This is a genomic window from Catenulispora yoronensis, from assembly GCF_039531695.1.
GTDB classification, from domain to species: Bacteria; Actinomycetota; Actinomycetes; order Streptomycetales; family Catenulisporaceae; genus Catenulispora; species Catenulispora yoronensis.
In genome coordinates this window covers 32940-58766 of sequence record NZ_BAAAQN010000008.1, presented here as the reverse complement: position 1 = coordinate 58766, position 25827 = coordinate 32940, and the positions used below count along the sequence as shown (strand labels likewise).

The window sequence follows — 25827 nt, the reverse complement described above, 5'->3', positions numbered from 1 at the left end:
GGGCCCGGCATCGGCCCGGCAGCCGTATCGGGGGCGCGGTGTAATCCGATGGCTTACACCCCTGGGCCGATCCGGAACCGGGGCCGCGAATCTACGATCATGGACATGACCACCACGCCGGCCGGCCCGCTGCTCAGACGCGTCCCGCTCGGGGTGTGGGTCCTGCTGGCCTGGGTCAGCTCCACCGCCTACGAGGTCCTGATCGACGCCATGGATTCGGAGTGCTCCTGGTCCGGATGGCCCCGACGCTGCGGGTGGGGCTGGGGCTGTCCGTGGCCGTGCTGGCGCTCGGCGCGGCGCTGGTCGATCGCAGACCCTTGACGGCGCACACGCTCGTGCTCGCCGGAGCGGTGGGCACCGCGCTCACGTTCAACTCGACGATGGTGGCGTTCACCCAGTTCACGACGGTGGCCGTACCGCTGGTCCACCTGGCCGCGACCCGGCCGCGCCGCACCTCGCTCACAGCCCTGGGGATCACGCTCGCGGTGGTGATCGCCTACGGCCTGAACCGGGCGATGCAGGGCTGGCCGGTGGTGGTGCCGACGCAGGTCGCGGTGGCACTGGCGGCGGTCGTCGTGTGGCTCCTCGGCGACGCGCTGCGGCAGACCCGCGAGCACACGCTCGCCCTCAGCGAGCACGAGGCGGCCCAGGCCGCGACGACGGAGCGGCTGCGGATCGCGCGGGAGGTGCACGACATGGTCGCGCACACGGTCGGGGTGATCGCGTTGCAGGCCGGGGCGGCGGTGATGCTCCTCGATGCCGAGCCGGACAAGGCGCGGCAGGCGGTGGAGGCGATCGAGTCGTCCAGTCGCGAGACGCTGTCGGGACTCCGGCGGATGCTGACGTCGCTGCGGTCGCGGGACGCTGATTCGGAGGGGACGGCGCCGATGCCGGGGCTGGGGGATTTGGAGCGGCTGGCTGCGGAGACCACGGCCGCGGGGGTGCGGGTGGAGTTGGAAATGGCGATGGAGACAGCGCCTGGCGGGGAGCGGAGGGCGTTGCCGGCGGAGATCGAGCTGGCGGCGTACCGGATTGTGCAGGAGTCGGTGACGAATGTGGTGCGGCATGCGGGTACGGATCGGTGTCGGGTGGTGGTGCGGTGCGAGGAGGGGGAGCTGCGGATCGAGGTTACGGACGAGGGAATAAGTGGTGGGGCGAAGGGTGGAACAGGCGTTTCGGCGGAAACGGGGTATAAATTGATCGGGATTCGGGAGCGGGTCGGGCTGCTGGGTGGGGAGTTCGCGGCGGGGGCTGGGGCGGGGGGTGGGGCTGGGAGTGGATTTCGGGTGGTGGCGCGGTTGCCGGTGGGGGTGGCGGGGAGTGGTTTGGTCGGGTCGGGTGGGGTGGTGGGATCGGTCGGGTCGGTCGAGTCGGGTAGGTCGGTGGCGGGGGTGGAGGCGGTGAGATCGGGTGGGTCGGTGGGATTGGGTGGGGTGGTGGAGTAGAGCATTGATGTGGGTTGGAACTATCGACTTCGTGCACCATGGCCCGTTGGGAAACCCGAAATGATCCGCGTCCTGCTCGCCGACGACCAGCCCCTGGTCCGCACCGCTCTCAGGATGGTCATCGACTCGGCCGTCGACCTGGAGCCGGCCGGTGAGGCGGGCACCGGCGCCGAAGCCGTCCGGCTGGCCGCCGAGCAGCGCCCGGATGTCGTCGTCATGGACATCCGCATGCCCGTCATGGACGGCATCGAGGCCACGCACCGGATTCTCGCCGCCCCCGAGGCCGCGCCTACCAGGGTCCTGATTCTCACCACGTTCGACGAGGACGACCACGTCTATGCCGCCCTGCGGGCCGGCGCGTCGGGGTTCCTGGTCAAGGACCAGCCGCTGGCCGACATCCTCGCCGGCATCCGTGTTGTCGCGACCGGCGACGCCCTCATCGCGCCCAGCGTCACCCGGCGGCTGATCGCCGACTTCACCCGGCCCCCGGCCGCCCGGCGTCCCGCGGCCGAAGGGCTCGTGCCGGCGCTCGGCAGCCTGAGCGACCGGGAACGCCAGGTCCTGCTGCTCGTCGCCGAGGGCTTGTCCAACAGCGAGATCGCCCAGAAGCTGTTCATCAGCACCGCCACGGTGAAGACCCACGTGACGCGCATGCTCGGCAAGCTCGACGCCCGCGACCGCGTGCAGTTGGTGATCCTGGCGCACCGCGGCGGGCTGGTCGGCGGGTGAGCCGGGATATCACCTCGGCCTGGCCGGTATCCCCTCATTCGATGTGGTGCGCCATTACGATCCCGAATGGCACGTCGGCCGACTAATGGCCCTCGCATTCCGCACCTCGGCGGCGCACTCACGCTGGTATGCTGCCGAATAAGGATGCTGTGAAACGCCGTCGACAGGGGGACGCCGTGATCGGTGACGCGCGTGGGCCGGGACTCTCCGATCGTCGGCGCGTACATCGTTCCGCGACGTCCGGGCCGGGACGGCGGGCCGGGTCCCCATCGTGAAACCCTTGTTGTGAAATCCTCCGCAGCACGCATTTAATCCAGGCATCTCACGGAGAGAACCCACCATGGACGTCGAAGAGACTGCGATCGCCCAGATGTTGGCCGATTCGGATCAGGCTCTGGTGAATTGGTATAGCGGGTTCATGGCGAATCAGGACGAGGATCTCGTGCTGACCGGCGTCAAGATCCCCTCTCCGGACAAGCTGGCCGCGATCTTCGACCAGTGGTGCACGCAGTCGCGCTCGCTGCTTCAGACCCTGCTGTGCGAGAAGCTCGGCTACGCGAGGATCGAGAAGGGCCGCCGGGAGGCTACGGAGATCGGCCTCATCGCCGTGACGAGCGCGGCGCTCCAGGCGGCCAACCTCCCGGGCGAGGTGGATCCGCTCACCACCGCGGTCCTGCTGTACACCCGGCGCAAGCTGGACAACCTTTGTCCTGATGAAGAAACGGCCACCGCCGAAGTGGAGTGACAGTGCCGTGAGCCGATCGCCGCTCCAGGAATTCGTCACGGAGCAGATACGCCACTCGGTGGTGCGGGTGAAGGACCCCGAGGCCGATCCGGACAGCGTGTGCACGGGGTTCTTCATCGATGACAGTGGATACCTGATCACGGCGTTCCACTCGATGAAGCATCGGTTCCTGGTCGGCGAGGAGGACTTCGACCTCACTATTGAGTTCGATACGCCGGAGTTCGATGGGGTCGAGTTCGATGGGGCGGAGGCGGAAGAGGCTGCCGAGCTCGGTGACGGGGTTGCGGGGGCCGGCGCGACAGGGCTGATGAGCTCGGTCACGGTGGCGGCGCATGCCCGTGCGGAGTGGTGTGATCCGAAGGCCGACTGGGCTCTGCTTAAGGTCGACTACAGCCCGGCCGCGTACCTGCCGTTGAACGGTCGCGGGAGAGCGTCCCGCGACGACCTCAGCGACGCCGAGCTCCACGTCTACGGGTTCACGATGATGGATCAGAGTTCCCTGAAGCTCGCGTTGTTCAAGGGGAACTACGTCCGGCATATGGCTGAGAAGCGCAGGCACCATATTTCTTATGTCGTGCGCGCCGAAGGCCAAAGCGGCGGCCCGGTCATGAACATGGCGAACGGCGAGATCATCGGGTCGGTCGTCGGGTACCGCGAGCGCGAGGTCATGACCGGCGAGGCCGCGGAGCTGGATCGTGAGACGGTCACGGCTTTGGGACTCGGGATCGATCTCAGGGCTATGGCGCATGAATGGCACGCTCGCGCGGCACGTTTCATTACGGCGCGGAACCCTACGCTGGCGGTGCTGGCTGAAGAGTTGTCGGTGCCCGAGCTGCCGAATCGGTTCCTGCGAGGGCGGGAGATCGTCGAGACGATCGAGACGCTGTTGGGCAGTGATCTGGCGAGTGTCTTCGTGCACGGCGCGGCGGGCTCGGGGAAGACGTCGGTGTGCGTCGAGGCGGCGCACGATCTCGCGGCGCAGGATCCTGGTACGTCGATCGTCAGGTACGACTTCAGCCTGGTGAGGAATCGCAGCAGCGCGATGCTGATCCAGGCGCTGTCGATGCATCTGCTCGTTTCCAAGAGCTGTTTCGAGCCGATCAGGGAGTGTCTGGAGTCCGGCTTCCTCAGGGATCACTCGAAGGCGGCGGTGGAGCTGCTTCATGCGGTGCGCACGCATCGGGTGATCATGATCGTCGAGAACCTGCACGCGGTGGCCGACACCGAGGACGAGGAGCTGCTGAAGCTGCTCGTCGATCTGGAATCGGCGGCGAAGTTGGGCCGGTCGAAGGTCTTGTTCAACTCGCACCACCAGCCGCCGATGGGGATCGGGGCTCCGGTGGTCGAGGCGAACGGGTTCGCGGGGCACGAGATCGCGGAGTTCCTGCGGCTGTACGACGTCGAGACGGATCACGTGTCGTTGGGGAACATCGCGAAGCTGGCGACCAATATCTTGTGCGTCGAGGAGGTCGCGCGGAGTCCTGAGTGGCGGCGGAAGGTGCTGGACGGTCAGGACGGGCCGGCGGGTACTGAAAAGCTTCAGCGGTACTGGATAGAGAACTACGCGAGGTTGCCTGAGCGGCAGCGAGGCGTTCTGCTGGCGGTCGCGGTGATGGACCGGCCGGTGTCGCGGGTGGAGTTGGAGGAGATCTCCGATGTGGATGGGTTCTCGGCGACTTTTGAGAAGCTGCAACGGAATCCGCCGCTGATCCGGACCAGTCAGGAGGGGTACTACATCCACTCTGATACGCGGATGGCGATGCTGACGTCGTCGGATCGGCGTCAGGTCTACGACACCCGGCTGCGGGCGGCGCACTTCTGCCGGGAGAAGGGGAGTGCGCTGGAGGGGGCTCGGCTGCTTGTTCAGTCGGAGGCGCTGGAGGATGCGCTGGAGCTGCTGTATCAGCGGCGGGAGAGCCTCATTGCGAGCGGGTCGGTGGATGAGCTTGAGCAGGTGCTCGGGGACATCGTCGAGCGGGCTGAGAAGAGTGCGGAGCTGCGGAAGTCGGTGGCGCGGGAGCTGAATATTCTGCAGGCCAGTTGTTCGACGATGCGTGGGGAGTACAGCGCTGCGCGGCAGCACTGGGCGCACGCGGCGCAGACGACGCAGGTGCCGGGTGAGAAAGCGGCGTTGTTGCGGCGGCTTGGGGACAGCTGTCGGCTGGCGAGTGATTATGACGCGGCTATTCGGCACTATCAGGAGGCTGCGGCGCTGGTCGAGGGGGCCAGCGATCATGCGGAGCTGAATGAGTTCGCGTGGGCGAGTCTGGGGTTGGGGAAGTTGGACCGGCTTCACGCTGACTATGCGCAGGCGTTGGAGCGGTATGGGAATGCGCGGGATTCGTATTCGACGTTGTTCGATCGGACCGGGCTCGCGGAGGCGGAGTTCGGGATCGGGGAGGTTAACAGGCTGTTGGGGGCTTGGGGGACGTCGGAGACTGCTTATGCTTCGTCGCTGGAGCATGCTGATTCGATTGGGAATGTGGAGCGGCGGGCTTATGCGTTGTGGGGGTTGGGGGAGGTTTGCCGGTTGACGGGGAGGTTCGACGCGGCGCTGGATCATCATCGGGTGGGGTTGGAGTTGTGTTTGAAGTTGGGTGATCGGCGGAGTGAGGGGTGGGCGCTGCTGGGGATCGGGCAGGCCGAGTTCGCGGCGGAGCGGATGGAGTCGGCGCGGGCGGCTTATGAGGAGGCGCTTGAGCAGTTTGAGAAGACGAAGAGTTCGACTGAGGTGGCGCACGCGAGGCTTTCGCTCGCGGAGTTGCGGAGTGTGGGTGGGGAGACGGATCTGGGGTTGTATGACGCTGCTGATGCGCATTATCGGGGGTTGAGTTTGAAGCATTGTATGGTGCAGAGTTCGTTGGCCAAGGCGTTGGCGTTGCGGAGGTTGGGGAGGCATCGGGATGCCAACTCGTTGTTGAAGCAGGCGCAGAAGCTGGCGAAGAAGTATGAGTTGGGGCCGGAGGAGCGGATGATTGATGTGGTGAGGGGGCGGCGGGGTTATGCGCCTGCTTTGGCGCTTAACTTTCCCTAGGGGGGAGCGTTGGGAGAGGGTGGTTAAGGCTAGAGGCGGGGGCGAGGGTGAAGGAGGCGAAGGCGACGGAGGAGGCGACGAAGGCGGCAGTTAGTCAATGCCAAAGTCAAAGGCAAAGGCCAGTCAAAGGCAAAAGCTGGGTAAGGCAGGCGCCTCCGGCGAGGGCCTCTGATCCCTCGGAGAACTGGCGCTAGTACATAGGTGGGCCCGGTTAGTCCCTGCGCTGGCGGTTTGTGAGGTGGGGGTTTGTTCCCCTCGCTCACGTCGGCAGCCCTACGGGTACAGCACCGCCGCCCAGGTATCAAGTCCATGCCGGAACCTTGTTGTTCTAGCGCTGCGGTTGCGCTTGCATGAACTTGACACCTGGTCGACGGTACTGTAGGCAAAGCCCTGCCGACGTGACCGAGGAGAACAAACCAAAAACCCAGGCAGGGGACTGACAATCTCGGGGGCCCGGGGTGGTGTTTCAGGCTTGCGGCTGCCGGTTAGGAGACCTATGGGGCAGGGATGCCGGTTGGTCGCAAGGCTATGCGTGGACGTGCTGCCGCCGATTGGGAGTCTTTTTGCGGCGAGGCTGCCGCCGATCGGGAGTCCCTTTTGCAGCAAGGCTGCCAGCGATTGAGAGTCCTTTTGCGGCGGGGCTGTCGCCGACTGAGAGCCCTTTTCGCGGCGAGGCTGCCGCCGATAGTGAGTCCTTTTGCCGCGAGGCTGCCGCCGATCGGAAGTCTCTTTTGTGGCGGGGCTGCCGCTGATCGGGAGTCCGTTTTGCAGCGAGGCTGCCGCCGATCGAGGGTCCTTTTGCGGCGAGGCTGCCGCCGATCGAGGTTCGTCTTGCGGCAGAGTTGTCGCCGATCGGGAGCTTTTTTGCGGCGGGGCAGCTGTGTCGGCTGCCGGGCGGTCGACCTTGCATGGCGAGGAGCCCGCGTCGGCTTGGCGGTGGTTGGTCGCAGGGCAGTGCTTTGGGCTTGCGGTCGTCGGTTCGGAGGCCGTTGGCCGCTGCGCTGCGCTCTCGTTGGGTGCCCTCAGCTCTGCAGTCGTTCCACTTCATCGCGGAGGTAGTCGAGGGAGGGTAGGCCGGTCAGGGTGTAGGACATGATTGCCATTGGTAGTAGGCCCAGGGCTCGGCCGTCGCCGGCTGCTAGGAGCAGGGGGATGTTGACTGTCAGGAGGGCGCAGGCTACTAGGGCGGTGCGGAGGCGGGTGAGTTCGAGGGGGAGGTTGGCGCCGTTTTTTGTCAGGGTGGTGAGGGTGGGGAGGAGGCGGGTGTCGATGATTTGTTGGGCGAGGGTGTGGTGGGTGGTGGACAGGGGGGTGGATTGGAAGTCGAGGTTGGTGTGGATCAGGTTTTCGGTGGGGTCGTAGGTGTAGGTGGCTGGGAGGTGGGCGTTGTAGTACATGCCCGCCATGGGGAGGAGGCCGGTGTGGGCGAAGGCCTTTACGTGGGCGAGGATTGCGGGGTTTTCGCCGGCGAAGGCTGGGTCGAAGAGGCGGGCGGTGGGGTGGCCGGTGGGGTCGGGGGCGGAGAGGAAGACGTTGCCGGCGTGGTCGTCGCCGTGGGAGATGGTGGTGAAGGCCGTTGGTTCGTCTTGGTGGGACAGGGCTTGGCGGGCTTCGGTGATCACTTGGGTGAGGGGGATGTTGTGGCGGCGGCCGTTGATCTGCCAGTGGGCGTTTTTGACGGTTTCCCAGGGCAGGGGGAGTTTGGTGCCGTCGGGGGACGGGAGTTCGAAGACTGTTGTGGGGTGGTACCAGTCGTCGATGCGGCCGCCGGGGGCGAATCTGTTCAGGAACAGGGCTTGGACTGGTGCCTTCAGGGCTTCGGCGGTGGGGACTTCGCGTATGGAGCGGTCGGTCACCTGGCCCACGATGGTGTTCATCGTCTCGAAGCGGGTGAGGTCGTCGGGGGTGAGGGTGGAGTGGCCCAGGGTGTAGGACTGCTCCAGCTTGTCGAACAGGGTGTCGGAGTCGACCCAGGGGTAGGCGAGGAGGGGGAAGTCCGGGTTCTGGCCTCGGAGGTAGGGGGCCACGATCGGGAAGCCCGCTTGTTCGAGGAGTTCGGCGTTCTCGTATTCGTGGCCGACGCCCAGGGTGCTGCGGCCCTGGCCCTCGGCGCCGGACTCGATGTGGACCTTCAGCAGGTATTTGCGGCCGTCGATGGAGCAGCTCGCGCAGACCGAGTTGAGGGAGGCGCCGGTGACCAGGGTCTCGATGTGGTCGAGGGGGACGTCGGGGAGGGCCTTGCCGACGTATTCGGCGAAGACCTCGTCGCGGCGGCGCGGGTCGATCTCTGACGCGTTCTTGCCGGAGCCGCCGATCGTCACTTCGAGCAGACGGCGGTGCAGACTCTGTTCCAACGGACTTCCTCGCCTCGGGCGGGTGGCGGAGCCGGGCGTGGCGGCTCCGCCGTCGCTGCTTACTTGGTCGTGCGGTCGTAGATGTACTGGGCCGCTTCGCGGTGGCCGGGGAAGCCTTCGTACTTCGCCAGCTCGATGGCGATCGGGCCGAGGGTGCGGGCGCCCTGGTCGGTGACGTAGGCGAAGGAGGAGCGCTTCACGAACTCCTCGATGCCGACGCAGGAGTGGCTGCGGGCGCCGCCGCCGGTCGGGAGGATGGCGTTGAGGCCGATCGCGAAGTTGCCGAAGGCGATCGAGGTGTTCTCGCCGAGCAGCACCTCGCCGGCGTTGACCAGGCGGCTGAGGATCTCGAAGGGCTGCTGGACCAGGACTCGCAGGTGCTCGGGGGCGTAGTCGTTGGTGAAGGCGATGGAGTCGTCGAGGTCCTCGGCGATCACGATGCCGCCGTAGCCGGCCAGGACGGACTCGCAGAACTCGCGGCGCTTCTCCGGGAGCTTGGCGAGCAGGCCCGGGATCAGCTGCTCGACCTGGTCGGCCAGGGCGGTGGAGTCGGTGACGAGCAGGGCGGCGGAGTCCGGGCCGTGCTCGGCCTCGACCAGCAGTTCGCGGGCCGCGACCTCGGGGTCGGCGTGGCCGTCGCACAGGACGATGGACTCGCTGGGGCCGGCGGGCAGGCCGGGGTCGATCTGGCCGTAGAGCAGGCGCTTGGCGGCGCTGACGTACTGGTTGCCGGGGCCGACGATCTTGTCGACGCGGTCCACGCTCTCGGTCCCGAAGGCGAAGGCGGCCACGGCCTGGGCGCCGCCCATCTTGAAGATGCGCTCGACGCCGCACAGGCGCGCGGTGACCAGGGTCGCGGCGTCGATGGTGCCGTCGGGGCCGGGCGGCGTGCAGACCGCGATGTGCGGGACCTCGGCCAGGACGGCCGGGACGGCGAGCATCATCATCACCGAGGGGAAGGAGCCCTTGCCGCGGGGCACGTAAAGACCCGCGGAGGCGATCGGGACGACGCGCTCGCCGGAGATGACGCCGGGCTGGAACTCCTCCATCCAGCTGGGCGGGGGCAGCTGGGCGCGGTGGTGGCGGCGGACGTTGGCCACCGCCTGCTCGATGGCGGTCTTCAGGGCCGGCTCGACCAGGCGCTCGGCCTCGTCGAACTCCTCGGGGGTGACCAGCAGGCGGCTCGCGTCGAGCTTGGCGCCGTCGAAGCGCTCGGTGTACTCCAGCAGCGCCTCGTCGCCGCGCGCGCGGACGTTCTCGATGATCTCGCGCGTGCGCTCCTCGACCGATGCGAAGTCGCCCTGCGCCCGCACCATGACCTGCCGCCGGGCCTCCGGAGCGAGCTCACGGAGTGTGAACCGGTTAATCTTGACCTGCATCAGAATTTCCTATCTCCCGGGCACGTTCATCAGCACGGAGCCGTGGCACAGAGCGGTGTAAGAGTACTTCGCCGTCACCTTCGATCGCAGAGCCGCGGCAGGCCGCCGGCCCTCGTCGCCGGACCGGTCACTCATCGAGGCCGGCCTTGAGGTACTCGTCGAAGACGTCGCGGAACCGGTCCATCTCGTCCCGCGTGCCCATGCTGACGCGGAACGTGCCGTTCAGCGGCGGCTGCGACATCGACCGGACCAGGACGCCGGCGTCGCCGAGATGGCGCACCGCCGCGGCGGAGTTCCTCGGCCGGACCAGCAGGAAGTTCGCGGCGCCGTCGACGAAGGTCAGGCCGCGATCGGTGAGGAACCGCACGACGTCCGGCTTGACGCTCTGCATGGTCTCGTCGACGTAGCGGCGCACTTCGTCTATCGCCTGGAGCTGTGCGATGGCGGCGGTCACCGCCAGGGAGTTGACGTCGAACGGATTACGGATCTTCGCGAGCTGCTTGATGATCTCGGGTGCCGCGATGACGTAGCCGAACCGCAGTCCGGCCATGGCGAAGGCCTTGGAGAAGGTCCGCAGGACGATGATGTTGCGATGGGTGGCGATCAGCGGCGCCACGGTGCTGCCGGTGAACTCGAAGTACGCCTCGTCCACGATCACCGGGAGGTCCGGGTGGTCGGCGGCGGTCTGCTCGATGTAGGCGAGGTCGACCGGGGTCCCCGTCGGGTTGTTGGGGTTGATGAACACGATCGCCCGGGGCCGCGACGCGAGCGCGGCGGAGAAGTCCTCGTAGGGGAACTCGAGCTGGTCGCCGACGAACGGCACTTCCTGCAGCGTGGCCCCGGTCAGCTCGGCGACCAGCTTGAACACGCTGAAGCCGGGCATGGCCAGGAGCAGCCGGTCGCCGGGGCCGAGGAAGCAGCGCATGACGAGGTCGATGGCCTGGTCGGAGCCGTTGGTGGCGAGCAGGAACGACTCGGGGACCCCGCAGTACTCCGCCAGCGGCGCGTAGGCCAGCGTGTCGTCGGGGTAGAGGTTCACGCCCTTGGTCACCTGCTGGACGAGCGCCGCGGACACGGTGTTGGACATCGGCTGGGTGCACTCGTTGCGGTCCAGACAGATGAACCGGGTGCGGTCGACCCCGATCCACTCGGGCACGTATTGCGCGGCCGCGAGTACGTGGGGGTTCGTCACGAGCGCGCTCATGCCAGTGCACCTTCCATCCGGGCCGGGGGCTGCTCGCCGAAGCCGGCGTAGGCGACGTCGACGTGCTTCGCGGCGTCGAGGGTGGCGAAGTCGCACGCGCCGGTGGCGACGCCGACCGTGTAGCACCCGGCGGTCGAGGCGGCCTCGGCGCCGAGGAGCGAGTCCTCGATGGCGACGCAGAGCTCGGGGGCGAGGCCGAGCCGGCGGGCGCCCTCCAGGTACGGGTCCGGCGCGGGCTTCTTCCGCAGGCCCTCGATGTCGTTGCCGACGACGATGTCGAAGCAGCCGCGCAGCTCGGCGGCGTCGAGCATGGACAGGATGTCCGGGGTGGGGTTGTTCGACACCAGGCCGGTGGCCAGGCCGGCGGCGCGGGCCGCGTCGATGATCTCGACGATGCCGGCGTGCACCGGCGGGGAGACGGTGTGGCGGACCTCGTTCAGCGCTTCCGTCAACCGGTCCACCTCCTTCTCCGTCGCCTCGTGGCCCACGGCGGCCGCCACTCGCCGCCAGAATTCGGGCACGTCATAGGGAAAGTTGGCGCGGATGACGTCTTCGGGCAAAGTGAAATCATGATGCACGACTTCCCGCAACAGCTTGGGGGCCATAATGACCTCCACCGCGAGCGTGTCGAGCACAACCCCGTCCATATCAAAGAGCAGCGCTTTAATACTATCGGGAACCGCCAACCGGCCCAGGAACAACATGGGCGGGAGTCTACCCGGCACCTCCTGGCCCCGGGCCCGGTGTCCTCCACCTGAGACAAGCCGCGCCGGGCAGCCGGAGCGGAGCGGGATTCTTCGGGCACACCACTGCTGACCGGCGGCGGAGAGCCGGCCGCCGGTCGGCGGCGTTCGGGACCGGACGATACTCCGGGCGAGAGGGGGTTCGCGGACCGATGGGGCGATAACCCGGGGCCGGTTCCGGACTATGTCGGAATCCGCAAAGAGAATCTCAAACCCGATAGAGGTATTCCTCTCTATCCGGAGGATCGTCCAGAAGATCACTCCGCCGGCAGCTCCTCCAGCGGAAGGACCGTGCGGCCGCCGCGAATGATCGGCAGTCCGGCCAATATCCGATAGATCATGACCCGGTAGCGCAGGCCGGCTTCGGCGAGGTAAGTGTCGTCGCCGGAGGGGTCGGGCTCGCCGGCGCCGTTCTCGCCGAGAAGGATTTCCGGCACCAGGAGTTCGGACAGGGCCGTGCCCTGGGCCGCGTCGTCGATGGTCAGGCCCGAGCCGGGGAGCAGGTACCCCGGTGCCACGACCCGGCCGAGAAGCCGGCCACGGACCTCGGGGACGAACTCGTCCCACAGCACGGTCGCCTTGGCGCGGAAATCGCCGCGGACTTCGACGTATTGGTCGGTGGAGTTGCCTATGAAGGTCTCGACCTCGACGTCGCCCTGGACAAGCAGACGGGAGGTCCCGGTGAGGACGAGGTTGGCGGCTTTCAGATCGCCGAGGACGACCAGGGAGGGGCTGCCGTAGTCGAGGTTGACGATGTTGCCGTCGACGTGGAGGTCGCCGTCGATGACGTAGCCGGTGACGGCGCCGTCGATGTCGTCGTACTGGGGGCGGCCGCCGGCCTTGATCCACGGGTTCTGGTAGCGGTACTGGTGGTCGTCCAGCCACAGGGAACCGGGAAGGGCCGCCGGGCCCGGGTGCAGGATGTACTCCTCCTCGTCGAGGTTCTCGGAGCTCTCCTCGGGGAAGCCGCGCTGTGCGAAGAGGGCGAGGATCTCGTCCCAGGTCTGGTAGATCGTCTCCATGGTCGGCACAGTAGAGGGCTGAGCCGACATGCCGGGAGGGGTGGAGCAGGCGGGTTCGAGCTTCACCGGCTCACAGCTGCTTCGCCTGTGTCCAGTCGCGGTCGAACATCCGGAGCGCCGAGGCGAGATATTCGTTGCGGAGAACGATGCCGCCGTTGGACTCCTCGTGACGGATGGACACGTAGGCGAATATGCCGTCCACGATGCCGTCGTGGCGGAACCGTTCCCACAGCACCGGTTCCCGCCGTTCGAACTGTTGCAGATCGAGGTCGTAGAGGACCAGGCCGGCCGGCAACTCGGTGTCGATAATGCGGAAATCGACGTGCTCGTCGAACAGATCCGGCGGCAGATCGGCGTCGTCGAACAAGTCCCGGTATGCCTTCACGTAGGGCTCGAAATTCGGCCGCGCACCGTAGAAGAGGTACTGGTAGTTGCGGCCGTTCAGAACGCTACCGAGCAGGATGTCGAAGAAGGGGCCGCGACCAACCATCCCGTCGGTTTCGACGGCCAAAGAGGCAGGCACGCCGCGCGTCATCACGCGGGTCCGACGCGCACATGCCTCGATGGCCATCGCTTCGGCGTCCGTGAAGAATCCGGACGGGCTGGCGTTCTCGGGATCCTCAAGCAGTGCTCGGGCGACCCGCTCCACTTCGTCGTAGAGCCGCCGGTTCACCCGCACGACCAGGTCGCGTTGGCGTCCGTGATACGCGTTGGTCTCGGCCATGGCGCGCATGACCTCCACCCGGAGGTTGTCGGCGTCCGCGGCGGAAGCCTGCACCACACGCTCGCCGAACACCAGATAGTCCAGGGTGACGTTGAAGAACGCAGCGATCGCGATCAAGGCTTGGAAGCTGGGCCGGATCCGGCCCGTGACGTAGTGCGACACGGTGGTGCCGCTGACGCCGAGAGCCGTGGCGAGTTTTTTCTGAGTCACGGTTGCCCGGTGACGGTCCAGCAGGGACTTCAGAATCTCGTCAAACTTGATTTCGCGTTCGGCCTGGGCCACGTCGACTCCTTTCCGTCGCGTCGTTCCGGGTGTCCCGCCCATCGCCGATGACTGGCACTAAAGCCTGTCCTAGTCCTGATATACGCACCGGTTGCTGCTCCGAGAGGGCGGGCATAACCTTCTCGACCAACGGTAACTTCACGACGCGGGACGCGAAGAACGATCGCAGAATCTGGCGCGGATCCGATCGAGAAGAGAACGTTCATGATTCTGGATAACAGAGCAAGAGGCGGCGGCTCGTCAGCGCCGCGACAGGACATGGAGAACCGATGGGCAACGAAGCCCTCCTTGATCTGGTGAGCTCGTTCATGGGCCTGGACCGATCCGAAGTGGAGACCATCGACAAGGAAGTCGGGGGCCTGTTCGTGTCCCGGTTCCTTCAGGACCGGATGCGGGACACCCTCGACGGCCGCGATTCCCTGACGCGCGAAGCAATTCGTCAATTTCTCGCCCCCGGTTTGTATTCCGAGGTCGATCCGACCAACGAACGGGCGAACATCATCGCCGGGTGTCCAGCGATCAACCACAGCTACCCGAACTCGGTGACGCTCACAGTGACCCGCACGTGCCATGTCAAATGCACGTATTGCTTCCGGGGCGACATCATCACCTCGGAGCAGACCTACGACGCCGCCGCAGTCGAGGCCGGCCTCGACTGGATCAAGTCCCACGAGAACATCGCGACCGTCGTGGTCACCGGCGGCGATCCGTTCACGCTGCCGCAGCCCGCCCTGAGCAAGCTCATCACGGCTCTGGACTCGATACCGACGGTGCACGAGGTCCGCCTGGACACCCGGGTGCTGACGGTCAAACCCTCGTCGGTGACCAGCGCCTCAGAGGTTCTGGCAGCGCTGGAGAACGCCGCCGGAAAGATGTGGCTCTACAGCCAGATCAACTCCGCGGGCGAGTTCCACCCCAGAGTCGACGACGCCATCACGGCCATCAACCGCACCGGTGTGCCGATCGTCAACCAGGCGGTGCTCCTGAAGGGCGTCAACCACACCCCCGCCCTGATGCGGGAGATGATCTACCAAGGCGTCCGGCGCGGTATCCGTACGGACTACCTCTACCTGTTGGACGGCGGCACCGAGGTCGACTCGCCGTTCAACGTCTCGGACGACGAGATCCGCGATCTCTTCAGGGAGCTGTGGAGCACCAGGACCTCGGGCCTGGCCAAACCGCGCGCGATCTACGTCGACCCGCTGACCAACACCAAGGCACAGCTGCTCGTCTCGCCCTTCGAAGGCAACGAAGGAAAGCTGGACAAGTTCCTCCTCGACCGACGGGCGAAGGCCCGGCGGGCCGCCCAAAACGCTGACCACCAGCTCTAGCCGCACCCTGTGGCTCTGCCCCTGGCAAGGATTCCGACCAGGGGCTCTGTGTTTCCGCCCGGTTCAGCCGGTACCAACTCTCAGCGCGCAGTCGCCGGATGACACCCGGCAGGCGCCGAGCTCCCATGCCCCGAACTCAGGCATGACGGCGCACCCCACACGGCCATCGGCACCACCGTCGCCAACGACCCCACGATCGCCGCCGCCAGCAGTCCGGCCCCACGACGGGCAAAGCGCTGACGGCGCGTGACCGCCGGCGCCGGCTTCGCCTTCACGTCAGGTGCGGGCTCACGTTCCAGTGCCGGTGTCAGTGTCAGTGCCAGTGCTGGTGCCAGTGCCGGTGTCAGTACCAATGAAGACTCCATCGCCTGAACCGGAGCCGCGATCGCTGCATGGCCCGCCTCCTCCAACGCGACCTCGGTCCGTCGCGCGAGCCACTCCTCCACGTCCCCGCCGCAAGCCTTCACATACGACGACAGCACTCCCGCCGAAGGCAGCGCCGCACCGCTGGCCGCCGCCGACAACGCGGACGGCGAGTACCCAGCGACCCGGCTCATCTCGCGATACGTCGGCCCTCCGGCCCGCCGCCTCAGCTCCCGAAGGTCCACCGCCAGCTGCGCCAGCGGCCCCGCCCCCGGATCAAGTCGCTTCTCCAACCGGCCCATCGCCAAGCCTCCTCATGCGTCCGCTCCCCTGAATTGAACACGAATTGTGCAGCGAGGCGGTTCTGGTTGCTGGTCAAAAATCCATGCCCTGTCCTGGAACCATGGAGACCAGCCGTCAGAAGATCGAGCGCCTCAAGGCCGTGCAACGCCACCGGGACCGCCGCCGACGAACGTGGATGATCGCGAGTATCAGCGTCCTCATAGCCGGCGCCGTCGCTTTGGCCGTCGCGTTTCTTCCGTCGGACAAGCCCGCCGCGGCGACGTCCAAGACGGCGACGGCGGCCGGCGCACCGGACTCGACGGCGCCCCTGGCCCCCGCCGGCCCGCTCACCGGCGCCCCGGTGGACGGCATCGAAAGCGGCTCGATGGAGCAGCTGGCCTTCCACATCCACGCGCACTTGAGCATCTACGTCGACGGCAAATCCAAAACCCTCCCCTACGGCATCGGCATCATCCGGCCGTACCAGATGTCGGCCGACGCGGCGGGGAACCCGTTCGTCGACGGCGGCAAGGGCATCTACTGGCTCCACACCCACGACTCCTCCGGCATCATCCACATGGAGGCCCCGGCGAACGTGTCATTCACCCTCGGCGAGTTCTTCGACATGTGGGGCCAGCCGCTGTCCGCCGCGCAAGTCGGCCCGGCCCAGGGTCCGCTGACCGTGTTCGTCAACGGCAAGGCGGTGACCGCGGACCCGCGGAGCATCCCGCTGAACGCCCATGACGTCATCCAGCTCGACATCGGCGACGTGGTCCCGTTCCAGGCCTACACGTTCCCGCAGGGTTTGTGATGGTCAGTCTGTGACAGTCAGTTTGTGACAGCTGGCTTGTGACAGCCGCCCTACCCCAACGCCGTCGGATCGACGTCCAGCGTCTCGCTGTACCGCAACGGCGACCGCTCCAACTCCCGCCGGTAGCGCGCGGCCCACGCTTCGTCGAACCCGTCGAGCAGCGCGTCCGCCCGATCGACCGTCGTCCGCGCCTGCTCGACGTTCCCCTGCCCGAACTGCGAACGGGCCAGCCCGTGCAGACACTCGACATGCCGGTAGGAGTCGCCGATGTCGCTGAACAGCGCGGCAGCCTCCATGAAGGCGGCCTCCGCCTCGGCGAAGCTGTCCAGCACCAGGTACGTGAAGCCGAGATTGCGGACCGCCACGCTGAGATAGAAGTGGCTGTTCCCCATCGCCCGGAACGTCGGCAGCCCTTCGAGCATGCACTCCAGCGCCTCTTTGGGCCGTCCCAGGCAGTGCAGGCAGATCGCGAGGTTGTTCAGGATCCGCGTTTCGAGGTTCACGTCGCCCAGGACCCGGCTGATCGCCAGCGCCTCCTCGGCCACCGCGACCCCGGCCTCCGGCCGGGCGGTGGCGGCCAGCGTGACGGCCAGACAGGCCATGGCGTTGGCCTGTCCCGCCTGGTCCCCGTCCCGGCGGCAGATCTCCACGGCGGCCGTCAGGTGCGCCTCGGCGTCGTCGAAGCGGCCGATGTCGGTCTCGGCCAGCCCCAGCGCGGTCAGCGCCGCGGACTCCCGCGAGGGCGCGCCGACCGCCTGGGCGCTGGCGACGGCCAGCACCTGGGTGCGGACGATGTCCGCCTTGCGCGCCTCCAGGCGCAGGTATTGCGTCATGGCCTCGGCGATCGGCGTGGCCAGGGCGTGGAAACCGCTGGTGTGCGCGCTCTCGACCGCGGCGATCAGGTTCGTCAGCTCGGTGCCCATCCACGCGGTCGCGTCCGCGGCCGTGTCGAACACCGGCGGGCGCCCGGTCCGCGCCTCGTCCGGCAGGTCGTGCCACTTGCCGGCCGGATTCAGCGCCCGGGCCGCGGCGTCGGCCGCCACCAGGTACCAGGACAGCAGCCGGTGCAGCGCGACCCGCTGTTCGGCGGCGGGCTCGTCGTCGGTCAGCTTGCGGCGGGCGAAGGCGCGGAGCAGATCGTGCAGCTCGTAGCGGCCCGGGCTTTTCTGCTGCACCAGGTACTCGTCGGTGAGCTGCTCCATGATGGACCAGGCCTGCCCGATGTCGAGCCCGGTCAGCGCCGCGATCGACTCGGCCGACATGTCGCGGCCCGGATGCCCGGCCAGCAGGCGGAAGGCGCGCTGCGCGTCGGTGTGCAGGCCGGCGTAGGAGACGTCGAAGACCGGCCACGGCGAGCGGGTGCCGCGGCCGAAGGCGTCGCTCTGGCCGGAGCGGAGTTCGCGGGCCAGGTCGGCCAGGCGCCAGGCGGGGCGGGAGCGGAGGCGCGCGGCGGTGATCGCGACGGCCAGCGGCAGGCCGCCGCAGACCTCAAGGATCTGCGCGGTGGCCTCGGGTTCGGCGCGGACCCGATCCGGGCCGGCGATCGTCGCGAACAGCCGCGCCGCCTCGGAGTCGCTGAAGACGTCGAGGACCACCAGCGAGGCGCCGTCCAGGCCGGCCAGGCGGCGCCGGCTGGTGATCAGCACCAGGCTGCCGCGGTCGGCCGGAATCAGGTCCCTGACCTGCTCCTCGTTCGCCGCGTTGTCCAGCAGGACCAGCGTCTGGCGGCCGTGGAGCCGGTCCCGGAACATCGCGGAGCGCTCCTCGCGGGAGTCCGGGATCTCCCGCGCCGGGACCGCCAGCTGCCGCAGGAACGTGCCGAGCACCTCGGCCGGCTCGGCCGGCTCCCGTTCCGGGTCGAAGCCGCGGAGGTTGACGTAGAGCTGCACGTCGCAATAGCGGCCCGAGCGCATGAGCTCGTGCGCGGCGTGCACGGCCAGCTGGGTCTTGCCGACCCCGGCCATGCCCTCGATGGCCGACACGATCACGGTCTGCGAGCTGCTCGGGACGGCGTCGACGGACGCGAGCAGGGCCGCGAGTTCGTACTCGCGGCCGGTGAAGGTGGCCAGATCGGCCGGGAGCTGGCGCAGGACCCCGGTGGGGGCGTCGGCCCGGGTGGCCCGCTGCGTGCGCAGGTAGGCCTCGCGCCAGCGCTCGACGTCCTCCTCGTCCAGCTCCAGGGCGCGGACGACGGCGACCAGCAGGTCGGCGTTGAGGCGCCGGCGGCTGGTCTTGAAGACGTCGACGACGGTGGACACGGACACGTCCTGCGCGGGACGCATCAGGCGTCCGACCTGCTTGGCCAGCAAGCGGTAGGAGGGACTGCCGGCCCAGGTCCGCAGCTCGCCCAGCAGGGCTATGAGCTCGGCCAGGTCCGTGACTCTCGACGGATCCGGAGCTTCAGACACAGTCCGCCTCCCCGACATCTTCAGCTCTCAATCGAACATTCTAATCGAAGGAACCTGATTTCCGGAAAGATCAGGTAGCTGAGAGTGATGCTATGGCCTGGGACTGTGCCGAGTGTCGCATGTCCGCCAAGCGGGCGGACCCGGATGGGGATTCAGCGGCGCGGGGCGTCCTCCTCCGGCGCCCACATGCGGTGCTCCCGCCGCGCCCACACCCGGTCGACGTAGCCGGTCCTCATACCGCGCCGCGCCTCGGGATCCTGGAAAGCCTTGCGCATGTGCCCGAGCAGGACGACGGCGATGGCGTAGGCGAGCAGATCGTGGACGAAGATCGCGCTGGTCCGGTTCAGGACCGGCAACAGGCCCATGAACCACATCAGCAGACCGGTGGCCGTCATCACCAGGACGGCGCCCGCGATCCAGCCCGCGTAGAGCTTCTGCCCCGCGTTGAACTTGCCGGCGGGACGGTCCGCGGGCTCGGTACGGCGGTGGCGAACCGCTCGCAGCCAGCGGCGGTCGTAGGGCGCGAAACGGTTCAGACGCCGCAGATCGGCGCGGAAGGCCGGCGAGACCAGGCCCAGCAGCGTCGGCGCGGGCAGGAGGATGCCGGACCATTCGTGGAGGAAGACCATGATGTGGCGCCGGCCGACCAGCTGCGCCAGCGGACCGATGTAGAGGCAGGCCGCGGTCAGGGCGCAGACCAGCATGAGGAGCCCGGTCGCGCGGTGGACCATCCGCTCGGCGCGGGTGAAGCGGCGGACACTGCGGCGTTCGGGCCAGCCGCGGGGGCGCCAGGTGGTGGGTTCGGCAGCCATATCAAGCTGCCGGCTTCTGTCGCTCGGCGCCGTCGAGCCAGCCGTCGAGGTCGTATCCGCGCTCCTCCCAGAAGCCGGGCACGACCCGGTCGGTCACCGTGATGCCGGAGAGCCATTTGGCCGATTTGTAGAAGTACATCGGCGCCGCGTAGAGGCGGACCGGGCCGCCGTGCTCGTGGGTGATCGGCGCGTCCTGCATGCGCAGGGCCACGAGCATGTCGGAGCGGCGGGCCTGGTCGAGGGTGAGGTTCTCGGTGTAGGCGCCGTCGAAGCAGGTGAATCGCAGGGCTTCGGCGCCCGCGGCGACTCCGGCGTCGTCCAGCAGGTCCGACAGCCGCACGCCCTCGAACGGCGTGTTCTCGACCCGCCAGCCGTCGGTGCACTGCACGTCGTGCACGATCCGGTGCTGCGGCAGTGCGCGGAGGTCGGCGAGCGTGTAGGTCCGCGCCTTGTCGACCAGGCCGTCGATCCTCAGCTCGTAGTCGGTCTCGCCTTTGCGGGGAACGGATCCGACGATGCTGTAGTAGCGGAACCCGCCAGGGTTCGGCAGCAGGCCCGTCAGCCCGGTCGGGTCCGCCTGCGACGCCTTGGCGAGCACCTTCTCCCAGGCCGCCTGGAGATACGGCGCCGCGGCCAGTCCCACCGCACCGGCTCCGAGCATGCCCAAGAGTGTCCTGCGGGCGATCGGGGCACCGTCGGGCACGTCCTGCGCGCTCTCCGGTTCCGGTTCGGGGGCCTGCGACTCCGCTGTCATGGTGCGCTCCTTCCTCAGCGATCACCACTGTCGCGAGTGGAACGCGGCCCCACATCAGTCATGTGACGCGAAGCCATGCGCGACCCTCCCCTCGTGCCGGCGGGCCGGGAGGCGCTAGCCTCGACGCACGTCGGCCGACGACGTCGTCAGGCTTGTGCGAATCGACAAGGCGGGGAAGCCATGCGCGGGCACGGGGCACAGCGGGGCAAGCAGTACGCGGTCCGGAGCGCGGCGGCGGTCGCGGGCGTGGCGGTCGCCGTCGCGATCGTCGCCGGATGTGCCAGCCGGAGCGGGCTGGCGACGCGGGACGACAAGTCCGCCGGCGGGGCGATCCAGTTCGCCGCCGCGAAGGTGGTCTCGGCGAGGAGCGTCCATGTGCACGCCACCATCGCCGGCGGGTTCGACGCGACCATCGACGGCTCGATCGTCTTCGCCCCGGCCCTGCAAGCCGACCTGACGCTGAAGGCAGCCGGCAGTACGAGCGCCGGCGCGAACGCCGACATCGCCAATGCCGCCGGCCTGCTGCCCACCCATGTCATCTACGACGGCACGACCATCTACTTCCCGATCAAGCCGAGCGACAACGTCACGTCCAAGGACAAGCCGAAGGCGGCGTGGTTCGGCCTGAACGCGGACAAGACCGTGGCGAAGGACTCGCCCGAGCTGGCGCTGCTGAGGACCGACCCGGCGGCGCTCGTCAAGGAGCTGCTGGCCAAGGGCACGTTCGCGCAGGCCGGTTCCGAGACCGTGGACGGCGTCGCCACGACCCGCTTCGGCATGGACGTCGCAGGCGACACCCCCGGACACGTCGACGTCTGGCTCGACGAAGCCGGGCTGCCGGTCGAGATCGCGGGCCGGCCGGCGGACACCGGGGACCAGAACCAGGACACGGACAAGAGCAAGCCGCAAAAGGGCCGGTTCGAGGTGCACTTCAGCCAGTGGGGACATCCGGTCACGATCGCCGCTCCCCCGGCCGACGAGGTGATCGGCGAGGACGACCCGGCTTCGTTCGCGGTGCCGGGCCGGCAGTTCACCATCTCCGGCAGTCAGCTGAACGGATCCGACCCGGCAAGTCCCGGAGAGATCACTCTGCCCGGAATCACCGTGGCGTCGATCCACGGTGCGGAGTCCGATCCGAAGCAGACCGTGTGCATCCCGGTCCCGGCCAGCGCGATGCCGTCTCCGCAGGCCTCGCCGACCACCATCTGCCTCATGCTGTCGTCGGGCACGGGGCTGCCGACCGCCCGCTAACGCGCTAAAGCAGGGCAGACCCTTGCCCCGCCCTTGACATTACCGGCCGTTCCCCCTGCGGGATCAGGCCTACGACGCCATCCGGCGCAGCTCACGACCACAGCAACCGCCATGTTGCGGTTTTGTGTCGTGTTCCTGGCCTCTGCGCCCTATTGAGCATGCTGATATGGCTCGCTACGTTGACGGCACCCCATCCACGTAAGGCGTCCCCACAAGGAGCCAAGCATGCGCAGCTTCCTGATACGCGCCGCTTCCCTCGCCGCCTCGGCCACCGCGGTGGCCGCCTCCGTCGCCCCCGCCACCGCGGCCGCGTCGCAGGCACTCTCGTTCCGTCCGCTGGCCTACAACATCAACGGCTACAACTGGGGCGGCTACGCCGCCACCGGCAGCGGCTTCTCCTCGGTCTCCGCGACCTGGACCGAGGCGAACGCCACCTGCAACTCCACCAACGACCTGTACGCGCCGTGGGTCGGCGTCGACGGCTACGGCAGCTCCAGCGTCGAGCAGACCGGCGTGGCCACCGACTGCTCCAGCGGCCACGCGGTGCACCAGGCCTGGTACGAGATGTACCCGAAGGCGCCGGTGTACCTGAGCACCAGCTCGTACCCGGTCTCGGCGGGCAACGTCATCCACGCCTCGGTCACCTACGCGGGCAGCCGCAAGTACACCCTGACGCTGACCAACCAGACCCGCGGCTGGACCTTCACCACCACGCAGACCACCTCCGCGTCCCGCACCAGCGCCGAGGTCATCATCGAGTCCCCGACCGGCGCCTACCCGAACTTCGGCACGCTGTCCTTCAGCGCCGCGACGGTGAACGGCTCGTCGCTCGGATCGTACGGGCCCACCGCGTTGGACCCCAGCTCCAACGGCATCTACGAGGCCCGGACCGGTGCGCTCTCCGGCGGCACCAGCTTCACGGAGACGTACCTGCACGAGTAAGGGTTCGGACACTGCCGCGCGGGGCGGAACACCTCCGTCCCGCGCGGCAGTGGCAGGCGCTTGGTGACCGGGTTCGGGGATTCGCGCGGCGCATCCCCGAACCCGGTCACTAAGCTGACCCCATCGGTGTTCGGCCCGGCTGAAGACCCCCAAGGGGTGGTTCATGGTGATCGGTCCCGTCGTCCTCATCCTCGCCGTCGTCGTCGGCCTGCTGTACGTCCGCCGCCGGGACTGATCGGCGCCGCGGGGCCCGCCCGCGTCGATGTCCCCCATTCGACCCACGCCGTTCACCCATCCGTGGGCCGGGCCGGCGCGCGCCGGGTTTGGGATCGGAGGGCCGGGTAACAGCCCACGATCACTTATCCACGATCAGCACCGGGAGGACGTCGTGCTGACTCTCACCGACCGGGCCGTCGCGGCCATCGCCACTTTGACCAAGCAATCGGATCTGCCCGACGACAGTGCCGGCCTGCGGATCGTCGCGCACGGCGCGTCGCAGGACCACGGCCGGGGCGAGCTGTCCTTGTCCCTGTCCCAAGCCCCGCACGGCGGCGACGAGGTCGTCGAGTCGGGGACCGCCAGGGTCTTCCTGGAGAACGAGGCCGCGCAGGCGCTCGGGGACCAGCAGTTGGACGCCACCGTCGGAGCCGACGGCGGAGTGAAGTTCCTGATCGCGCCGCAGCCCTGAGCGGCGGTGCGTGCTCGACGAACGGCTCGGCCCCGCGATCGCGGGGCCGAGCCGTTCGGACTTGGTCCTGCGCTCAGTCGACTTGGTCCTGCACTCAGTCGACTTGGTCCCGCGCTCAGTCCTCGACGGCGACCGTGGTTCCGCGCATCGACGTCATTCCGGCCCCGATGCACAGCACCGAGCCGGCCAGGGCGGAGAACAGGCCCCACTGCATGCTGTGGTCGGACGCGCGTTCGATCTCGATGACCACCAGCACCACGCCGATCACGCCGAGGGCGCCGGCCAGGCGGGTCAGCCAGCCGGAGCGTTCGGCCAGGCCGAGGACCGCCAGCAGGCCCAGGACGATCGCCGGGCCGCCGACGCTGTGCACCGCGTCCTGGGCGCCGCCGAACGTGCTCTGATACACCGCGCGCCAGGACGTGTCGAGGCCGGTCAGGTCCCGCGTCCATTTCAGGAACGCCGAGGCGATCAGGCCGGTGGCGCCGAGCGCGGTGAACATCATCCGGGATGCCACGCTGATCGGCCGTACCCGGCGGGCGTGAATGGGGGTGTGCGTCGTCATGGGTCTCACCACCTTGCGACGCCCGGTGCCGACAGCGGACCCTGCGCCCGCACGACGACGGCGCCGGCGCGCCGTAGGTGCCTGGTTGCCGTCGCGGGCGGTTCGAAACCCGCCGCCCGCGACGGATCCGCATGTCAGGCTGTTGCTTCGGAGCCCGGGGCGGCGTCGGCGTCGGCGGCCTCGGCGACCGCGGCCTGGTGGTGGAGGCCGGACTTGAGGCCGATCAGCGCCACGACGGCGGCGGCGGCCATGATGCCGGCCATGATGTAGAAGACGGTCTCGGTCGACTGCGCCCAGGCCAGCCGGTAGAAGTGCGGGATCTTCGACAGGTCGGTGGTGCTGCCGCCGGAGTTGTCGCTCTGCATCTGCGCCAGGCTCGCCGCGGCCTTGTCCGCCGCGTCGCGCGGGACGTGCAGCTCGGAGACCATCTGGTTGGCGACGTTGGTCTGCATCCGCTGCACCAGCGTGGTGCCGAGGACCGCCAGGCCGAGGCTGGCCGAGTAGTTGCGGATGGTCTGGGTGATGCCGGTGGCCTCGCCATAGGAGAACCGTCCGGCCTGGTTCACCGCGTCGGTGCTGGCCGGGGAGAGCATCAGGCCCATGCCGGCGCCGGCCACGACGATGAACCACTGCTGCTGGCCGAAGTCGAGCGTGGTGACCTTGGACGCCCACAGCGCGAACCCGACCGCCGACAGCGCGCAGCCGAGGGTGACCGGCAGCTTGGCGCCGACCTTGTCCAGCAGCCGGCCGCCGATCTGGGTGGCGACGGCGAAGCCGATGAAGAAGAACAGCAGGAAGATGCCGGCGTCCTTGGCCTCCTTGCCGAGCGAGATCTGCGCGTACTCGCTGGAGAAGACGAACAAGGGCACGAAGGTCAGCATCGCGATCCCGAGCACCAGGTTCTGGGTGAAGAAGGTGCGGTTCTTGAAGATCGCCATGTCGATCAGCGGCGACTCGGTCCTGGTCTCGACCCGGTAGAACACGACGAGCAGCGCCAGGCCGGCCACGATGCAGATCCCGATCGCCGGATTCGACCAGCCCCACAGCGGCGCCTGCTGGAACCCGAACACGCCGAGCACGATGCCGGCGGTGATCAGGGCCAGGCCGCGGTAGTCCATCCGGGCCGGGCGGTAGTCGGTCTCCGGCTTGGACAGCGCGATCAGCAGGATGGCCACGGCCGCGATCGGCAGGTTCACCCAGAAGATGGCACGCCAGGTCCACTGGGTGAGGAAGCCGCCCATGATCGGGCCGACCGCGGTCAGGGCGCCGGCGATGCCGAAGAACGTGGCCAGCGCCTTGCCGCGCTCCCGCACGTCGTAGGTCTGGACCACGATGGCCAGCGCCGCCGGGAACATGATGGCGCCGCCCAGGCCCTGGAGCGCCCGGAAGGCGATCAGCCAGGCCTCGGCCAGGCTGCCCTTCGGCGTGGCCCCGCACAGTGCGGAGGCGCCGGCGAAGATGATGACGCCCCAGGTCACCATGCGCCGGTGGCCGAGGGTGTCGGCGAGCCGGCCGCCGAAGGCGAACAGCGAGGCCAGCGCCAGCAGATAGGCGTTGACCGCCCACTGCACGCCGGTCGCCGACAGCCCCAGGTTGGCCTGGATCTGCGGAACCGCGATGGACACGATGGTCTGGTCGATGAAGGTCATCGCGACGGCGAAGATCATCGCCGCCAGCACCAGACTCTTCGACCGGCCGTTGACCGGCGCTGCTTCGGACACTGTTCCCAACTCCCCTGTGAACCCCGGAATATCCCTGTCACAAAAAGCCGCGCACGCCCGTCATAGCCCTGACGCCGAGCCGCAAACCCCGCATTCGGTGGAACCGGCCGGCGCCCCCGGGCCCGCGGTGCGACGCCCGCGAGCGCGGCCACCCGTCCCGAAGTCCCCGTCGAGCGGGTGGCCGACACGCCATCATGCTGGATACCTGGCGGTAGCGCTATGGTTCCGGCCCGCGACCGGG

General features: G+C 68.2%; 22 protein-coding genes. 10 read left to right on the top strand and 12 right to left on the bottom strand.

The annotated features are described in order from the left end of the window. The first annotated feature begins 105 nt into the window (after positions 1 to 105). The 5 genes from ABD481_RS09285 (at position 106) to ABD481_RS09265 (ending at position 5953) form a co-directional block, all read left to right on the top strand. Positions 106 to 321 carry a hypothetical protein gene (locus ABD481_RS09285; protein ID WP_344665151.1) on the top strand — a complete coding sequence of 72 codons (216 nt, stop codon included), beginning with the start codon at positions 106 to 108 and terminating at the stop codon, positions 319 to 321. After that, positions 237 to 1445 carry a sensor histidine kinase gene (locus ABD481_RS09280; protein ID WP_344665150.1) on the top strand — a complete coding sequence of 403 codons (1209 nt, stop codon included), beginning with the start codon at positions 237 to 239 and terminating at the stop codon, positions 1443 to 1445. The genes ABD481_RS09285 and ABD481_RS09280 overlap by 85 nt, the downstream gene beginning before the upstream one ends. Before the next feature lie 60 nt (positions 1446 to 1505). Continuing rightward, complete coding sequence (locus ABD481_RS09275) at positions 1506 to 2174, top strand: response regulator (RefSeq protein ID WP_344665149.1); 669 nt, start codon at positions 1506 to 1508, stop codon at positions 2172 to 2174. 340 nt (positions 2175 to 2514) lie between these two features. Then, the gene (locus tag ABD481_RS09270) at positions 2515 to 2919 is read left to right on the top strand and encodes a hypothetical protein (protein ID WP_344665148.1); all 405 of its coding nucleotides are present in this window, start codon (positions 2515 to 2517) and stop codon (positions 2917 to 2919) included. 7 nt (positions 2920 to 2926) lie between these two features. Beyond that, positions 2927 to 5953, top strand: coding sequence for a tetratricopeptide repeat protein (locus ABD481_RS09265; protein ID WP_344665147.1), 3027 nt, complete (start codon positions 2927 to 2929; stop codon positions 5951 to 5953). A gap of 1022 nt (positions 5954 to 6975) precedes the next feature. On the opposite strand, the gene ABD481_RS09260 is transcribed toward ABD481_RS09265, so the two are convergent. The 6 genes from ABD481_RS09260 to ABD481_RS09235 all read right to left on the bottom strand — a co-directional run bounded on the left by ABD481_RS09260 (position 6976) and on the right by ABD481_RS09235 (position 13661). After that, on the bottom strand, positions 6976 to 8307 hold the full coding sequence (locus tag ABD481_RS09260; protein WP_344665146.1) for a hypothetical protein: 1332 nt from the start codon (positions 8305 to 8307) through the stop codon (positions 6976 to 6978). 59 nt (positions 8308 to 8366) lie between these two features. Next, on the bottom strand, positions 8367 to 9686 hold the full coding sequence (hisD, locus tag ABD481_RS09255) for a histidinol dehydrogenase (RefSeq protein ID WP_344665145.1): 1320 nt from the start codon (positions 9684 to 9686) through the stop codon (positions 8367 to 8369). Positions 9687 to 9813: 127 nt separating this feature from the next. After that, positions 9814 to 10890, bottom strand: a complete 1077-nt coding sequence (locus ABD481_RS09250) for a pyridoxal phosphate-dependent aminotransferase (protein ID WP_344665144.1) — start codon at positions 10888 to 10890, stop codon at positions 9814 to 9816. Continuing rightward, positions 10887 to 11594: an HAD family hydrolase gene (locus ABD481_RS09245; protein ID WP_344665143.1), complete on the bottom strand. Its 708-nt coding sequence runs from the start codon at positions 11592 to 11594 to the stop codon at positions 10887 to 10889. The genes ABD481_RS09250 and ABD481_RS09245 overlap by 4 nt, the downstream gene beginning before the upstream one ends. A 296-nt stretch (positions 11595 to 11890) precedes the next feature. Next, positions 11891 to 12655, bottom strand: a complete 765-nt coding sequence (locus ABD481_RS09240) for a hypothetical protein (RefSeq protein WP_344665142.1) — start codon at positions 12653 to 12655, stop codon at positions 11891 to 11893. Positions 12656 to 12725: 70 nt separating this feature from the next. Then, on the bottom strand, positions 12726 to 13661 hold the full coding sequence (locus ABD481_RS09235; protein ID WP_344665141.1) for a helix-turn-helix domain-containing protein: 936 nt from the start codon (positions 13659 to 13661) through the stop codon (positions 12726 to 12728). A 269-nt stretch (positions 13662 to 13930) separates the two neighbouring features. Here ABD481_RS09235 and ABD481_RS09230 point away from each other — a divergent pair, with 269 nt between their 5' ends. Continuing rightward, positions 13931 to 14992, top strand: coding sequence for a radical SAM protein (locus ABD481_RS09230; RefSeq protein ID WP_344665140.1), 1062 nt, complete (start codon positions 13931 to 13933; stop codon positions 14990 to 14992). 80 nt (positions 14993 to 15072) lie between these two features. Here ABD481_RS09230 and ABD481_RS09225 read toward each other — a convergent pair whose 3' ends face one another. Then, positions 15073 to 15657 (bottom strand): helix-turn-helix domain-containing protein, encoded by a 585-nt coding sequence (locus ABD481_RS09225; RefSeq protein ID WP_344665286.1) that lies wholly within the window; start codon positions 15655 to 15657, stop codon positions 15073 to 15075. A gap of 101 nt (positions 15658 to 15758) precedes the next feature. On the opposite strand from ABD481_RS09225, the gene ABD481_RS09220 reads away from it, so the two are divergent. Then, positions 15759 to 16448, top strand: a complete 690-nt coding sequence (locus ABD481_RS09220; protein WP_344665139.1) for a hypothetical protein — start codon at positions 15759 to 15761, stop codon at positions 16446 to 16448. Positions 16449 to 16498: 50 nt separating this feature from the next. Here ABD481_RS09220 and ABD481_RS09215 read toward each other — a convergent pair whose 3' ends face one another. From ABD481_RS09215 to ABD481_RS09205, 3 genes are all read right to left on the bottom strand, one after another. After that, positions 16499 to 18856, bottom strand: a complete 2358-nt coding sequence (locus ABD481_RS09215) for an ATP-binding protein (RefSeq protein ID WP_344665138.1) — start codon at positions 18854 to 18856, stop codon at positions 16499 to 16501. 152 nt (positions 18857 to 19008) lie between these two features. Further along, complete coding sequence (locus ABD481_RS09210; RefSeq protein ID WP_344665137.1) at positions 19009 to 19668, bottom strand: cytochrome b/b6 domain-containing protein; 660 nt, start codon at positions 19666 to 19668, stop codon at positions 19009 to 19011. A 1-nt stretch (position 19669) separates the two neighbouring features. Then, positions 19670 to 20422 (bottom strand): molybdopterin-dependent oxidoreductase, encoded by a 753-nt coding sequence (locus tag ABD481_RS09205; protein WP_344665136.1) that lies wholly within the window; start codon positions 20420 to 20422, stop codon positions 19670 to 19672. A gap of 180 nt (positions 20423 to 20602) precedes the next feature. Here ABD481_RS09205 and ABD481_RS09200 point away from each other — a divergent pair, with 180 nt between their 5' ends. The 3 genes from ABD481_RS09200 (at position 20603) to ABD481_RS09190 (ending at position 23303) form a co-directional block, all read left to right on the top strand. Then, the gene (locus ABD481_RS09200; protein ID WP_344665135.1) at positions 20603 to 21673 is read left to right on the top strand and encodes a hypothetical protein; all 1071 of its coding nucleotides are present in this window, start codon (positions 20603 to 20605) and stop codon (positions 21671 to 21673) included. A 225-nt stretch (positions 21674 to 21898) separates the two neighbouring features. Then, a complete protein-coding gene (locus tag ABD481_RS09195; RefSeq protein ID WP_344665134.1) occupies positions 21899 to 22615 on the top strand; it encodes a G1 family glutamic endopeptidase in 717 nt (238 codons plus the stop codon). Between the two features lie 388 nt (positions 22616 to 23003). Next, positions 23004 to 23303: an adhesin gene (locus tag ABD481_RS09190; protein WP_344665133.1), complete on the top strand. Its 300-nt coding sequence runs from the start codon at positions 23004 to 23006 to the stop codon at positions 23301 to 23303. Between the two features lie 115 nt (positions 23304 to 23418). Here ABD481_RS09190 and ABD481_RS09185 read toward each other — a convergent pair whose 3' ends face one another. Together ABD481_RS09185 and ABD481_RS09180 are read right to left on the bottom strand one after the other, a co-directional pair. Further along, complete coding sequence (locus tag ABD481_RS09185; RefSeq protein ID WP_344665132.1) at positions 23419 to 23865, bottom strand: sugar:proton symporter; 447 nt, start codon at positions 23863 to 23865, stop codon at positions 23419 to 23421. Between the two features lie 134 nt (positions 23866 to 23999). Beyond that, positions 24000 to 25586 carry an MFS transporter gene (locus ABD481_RS09180; protein ID WP_344665131.1) on the bottom strand — a complete coding sequence of 529 codons (1587 nt, stop codon included), beginning with the start codon at positions 25584 to 25586 and terminating at the stop codon, positions 24000 to 24002. Positions 25587 to 25827: the final 241 nt, after the last annotated feature.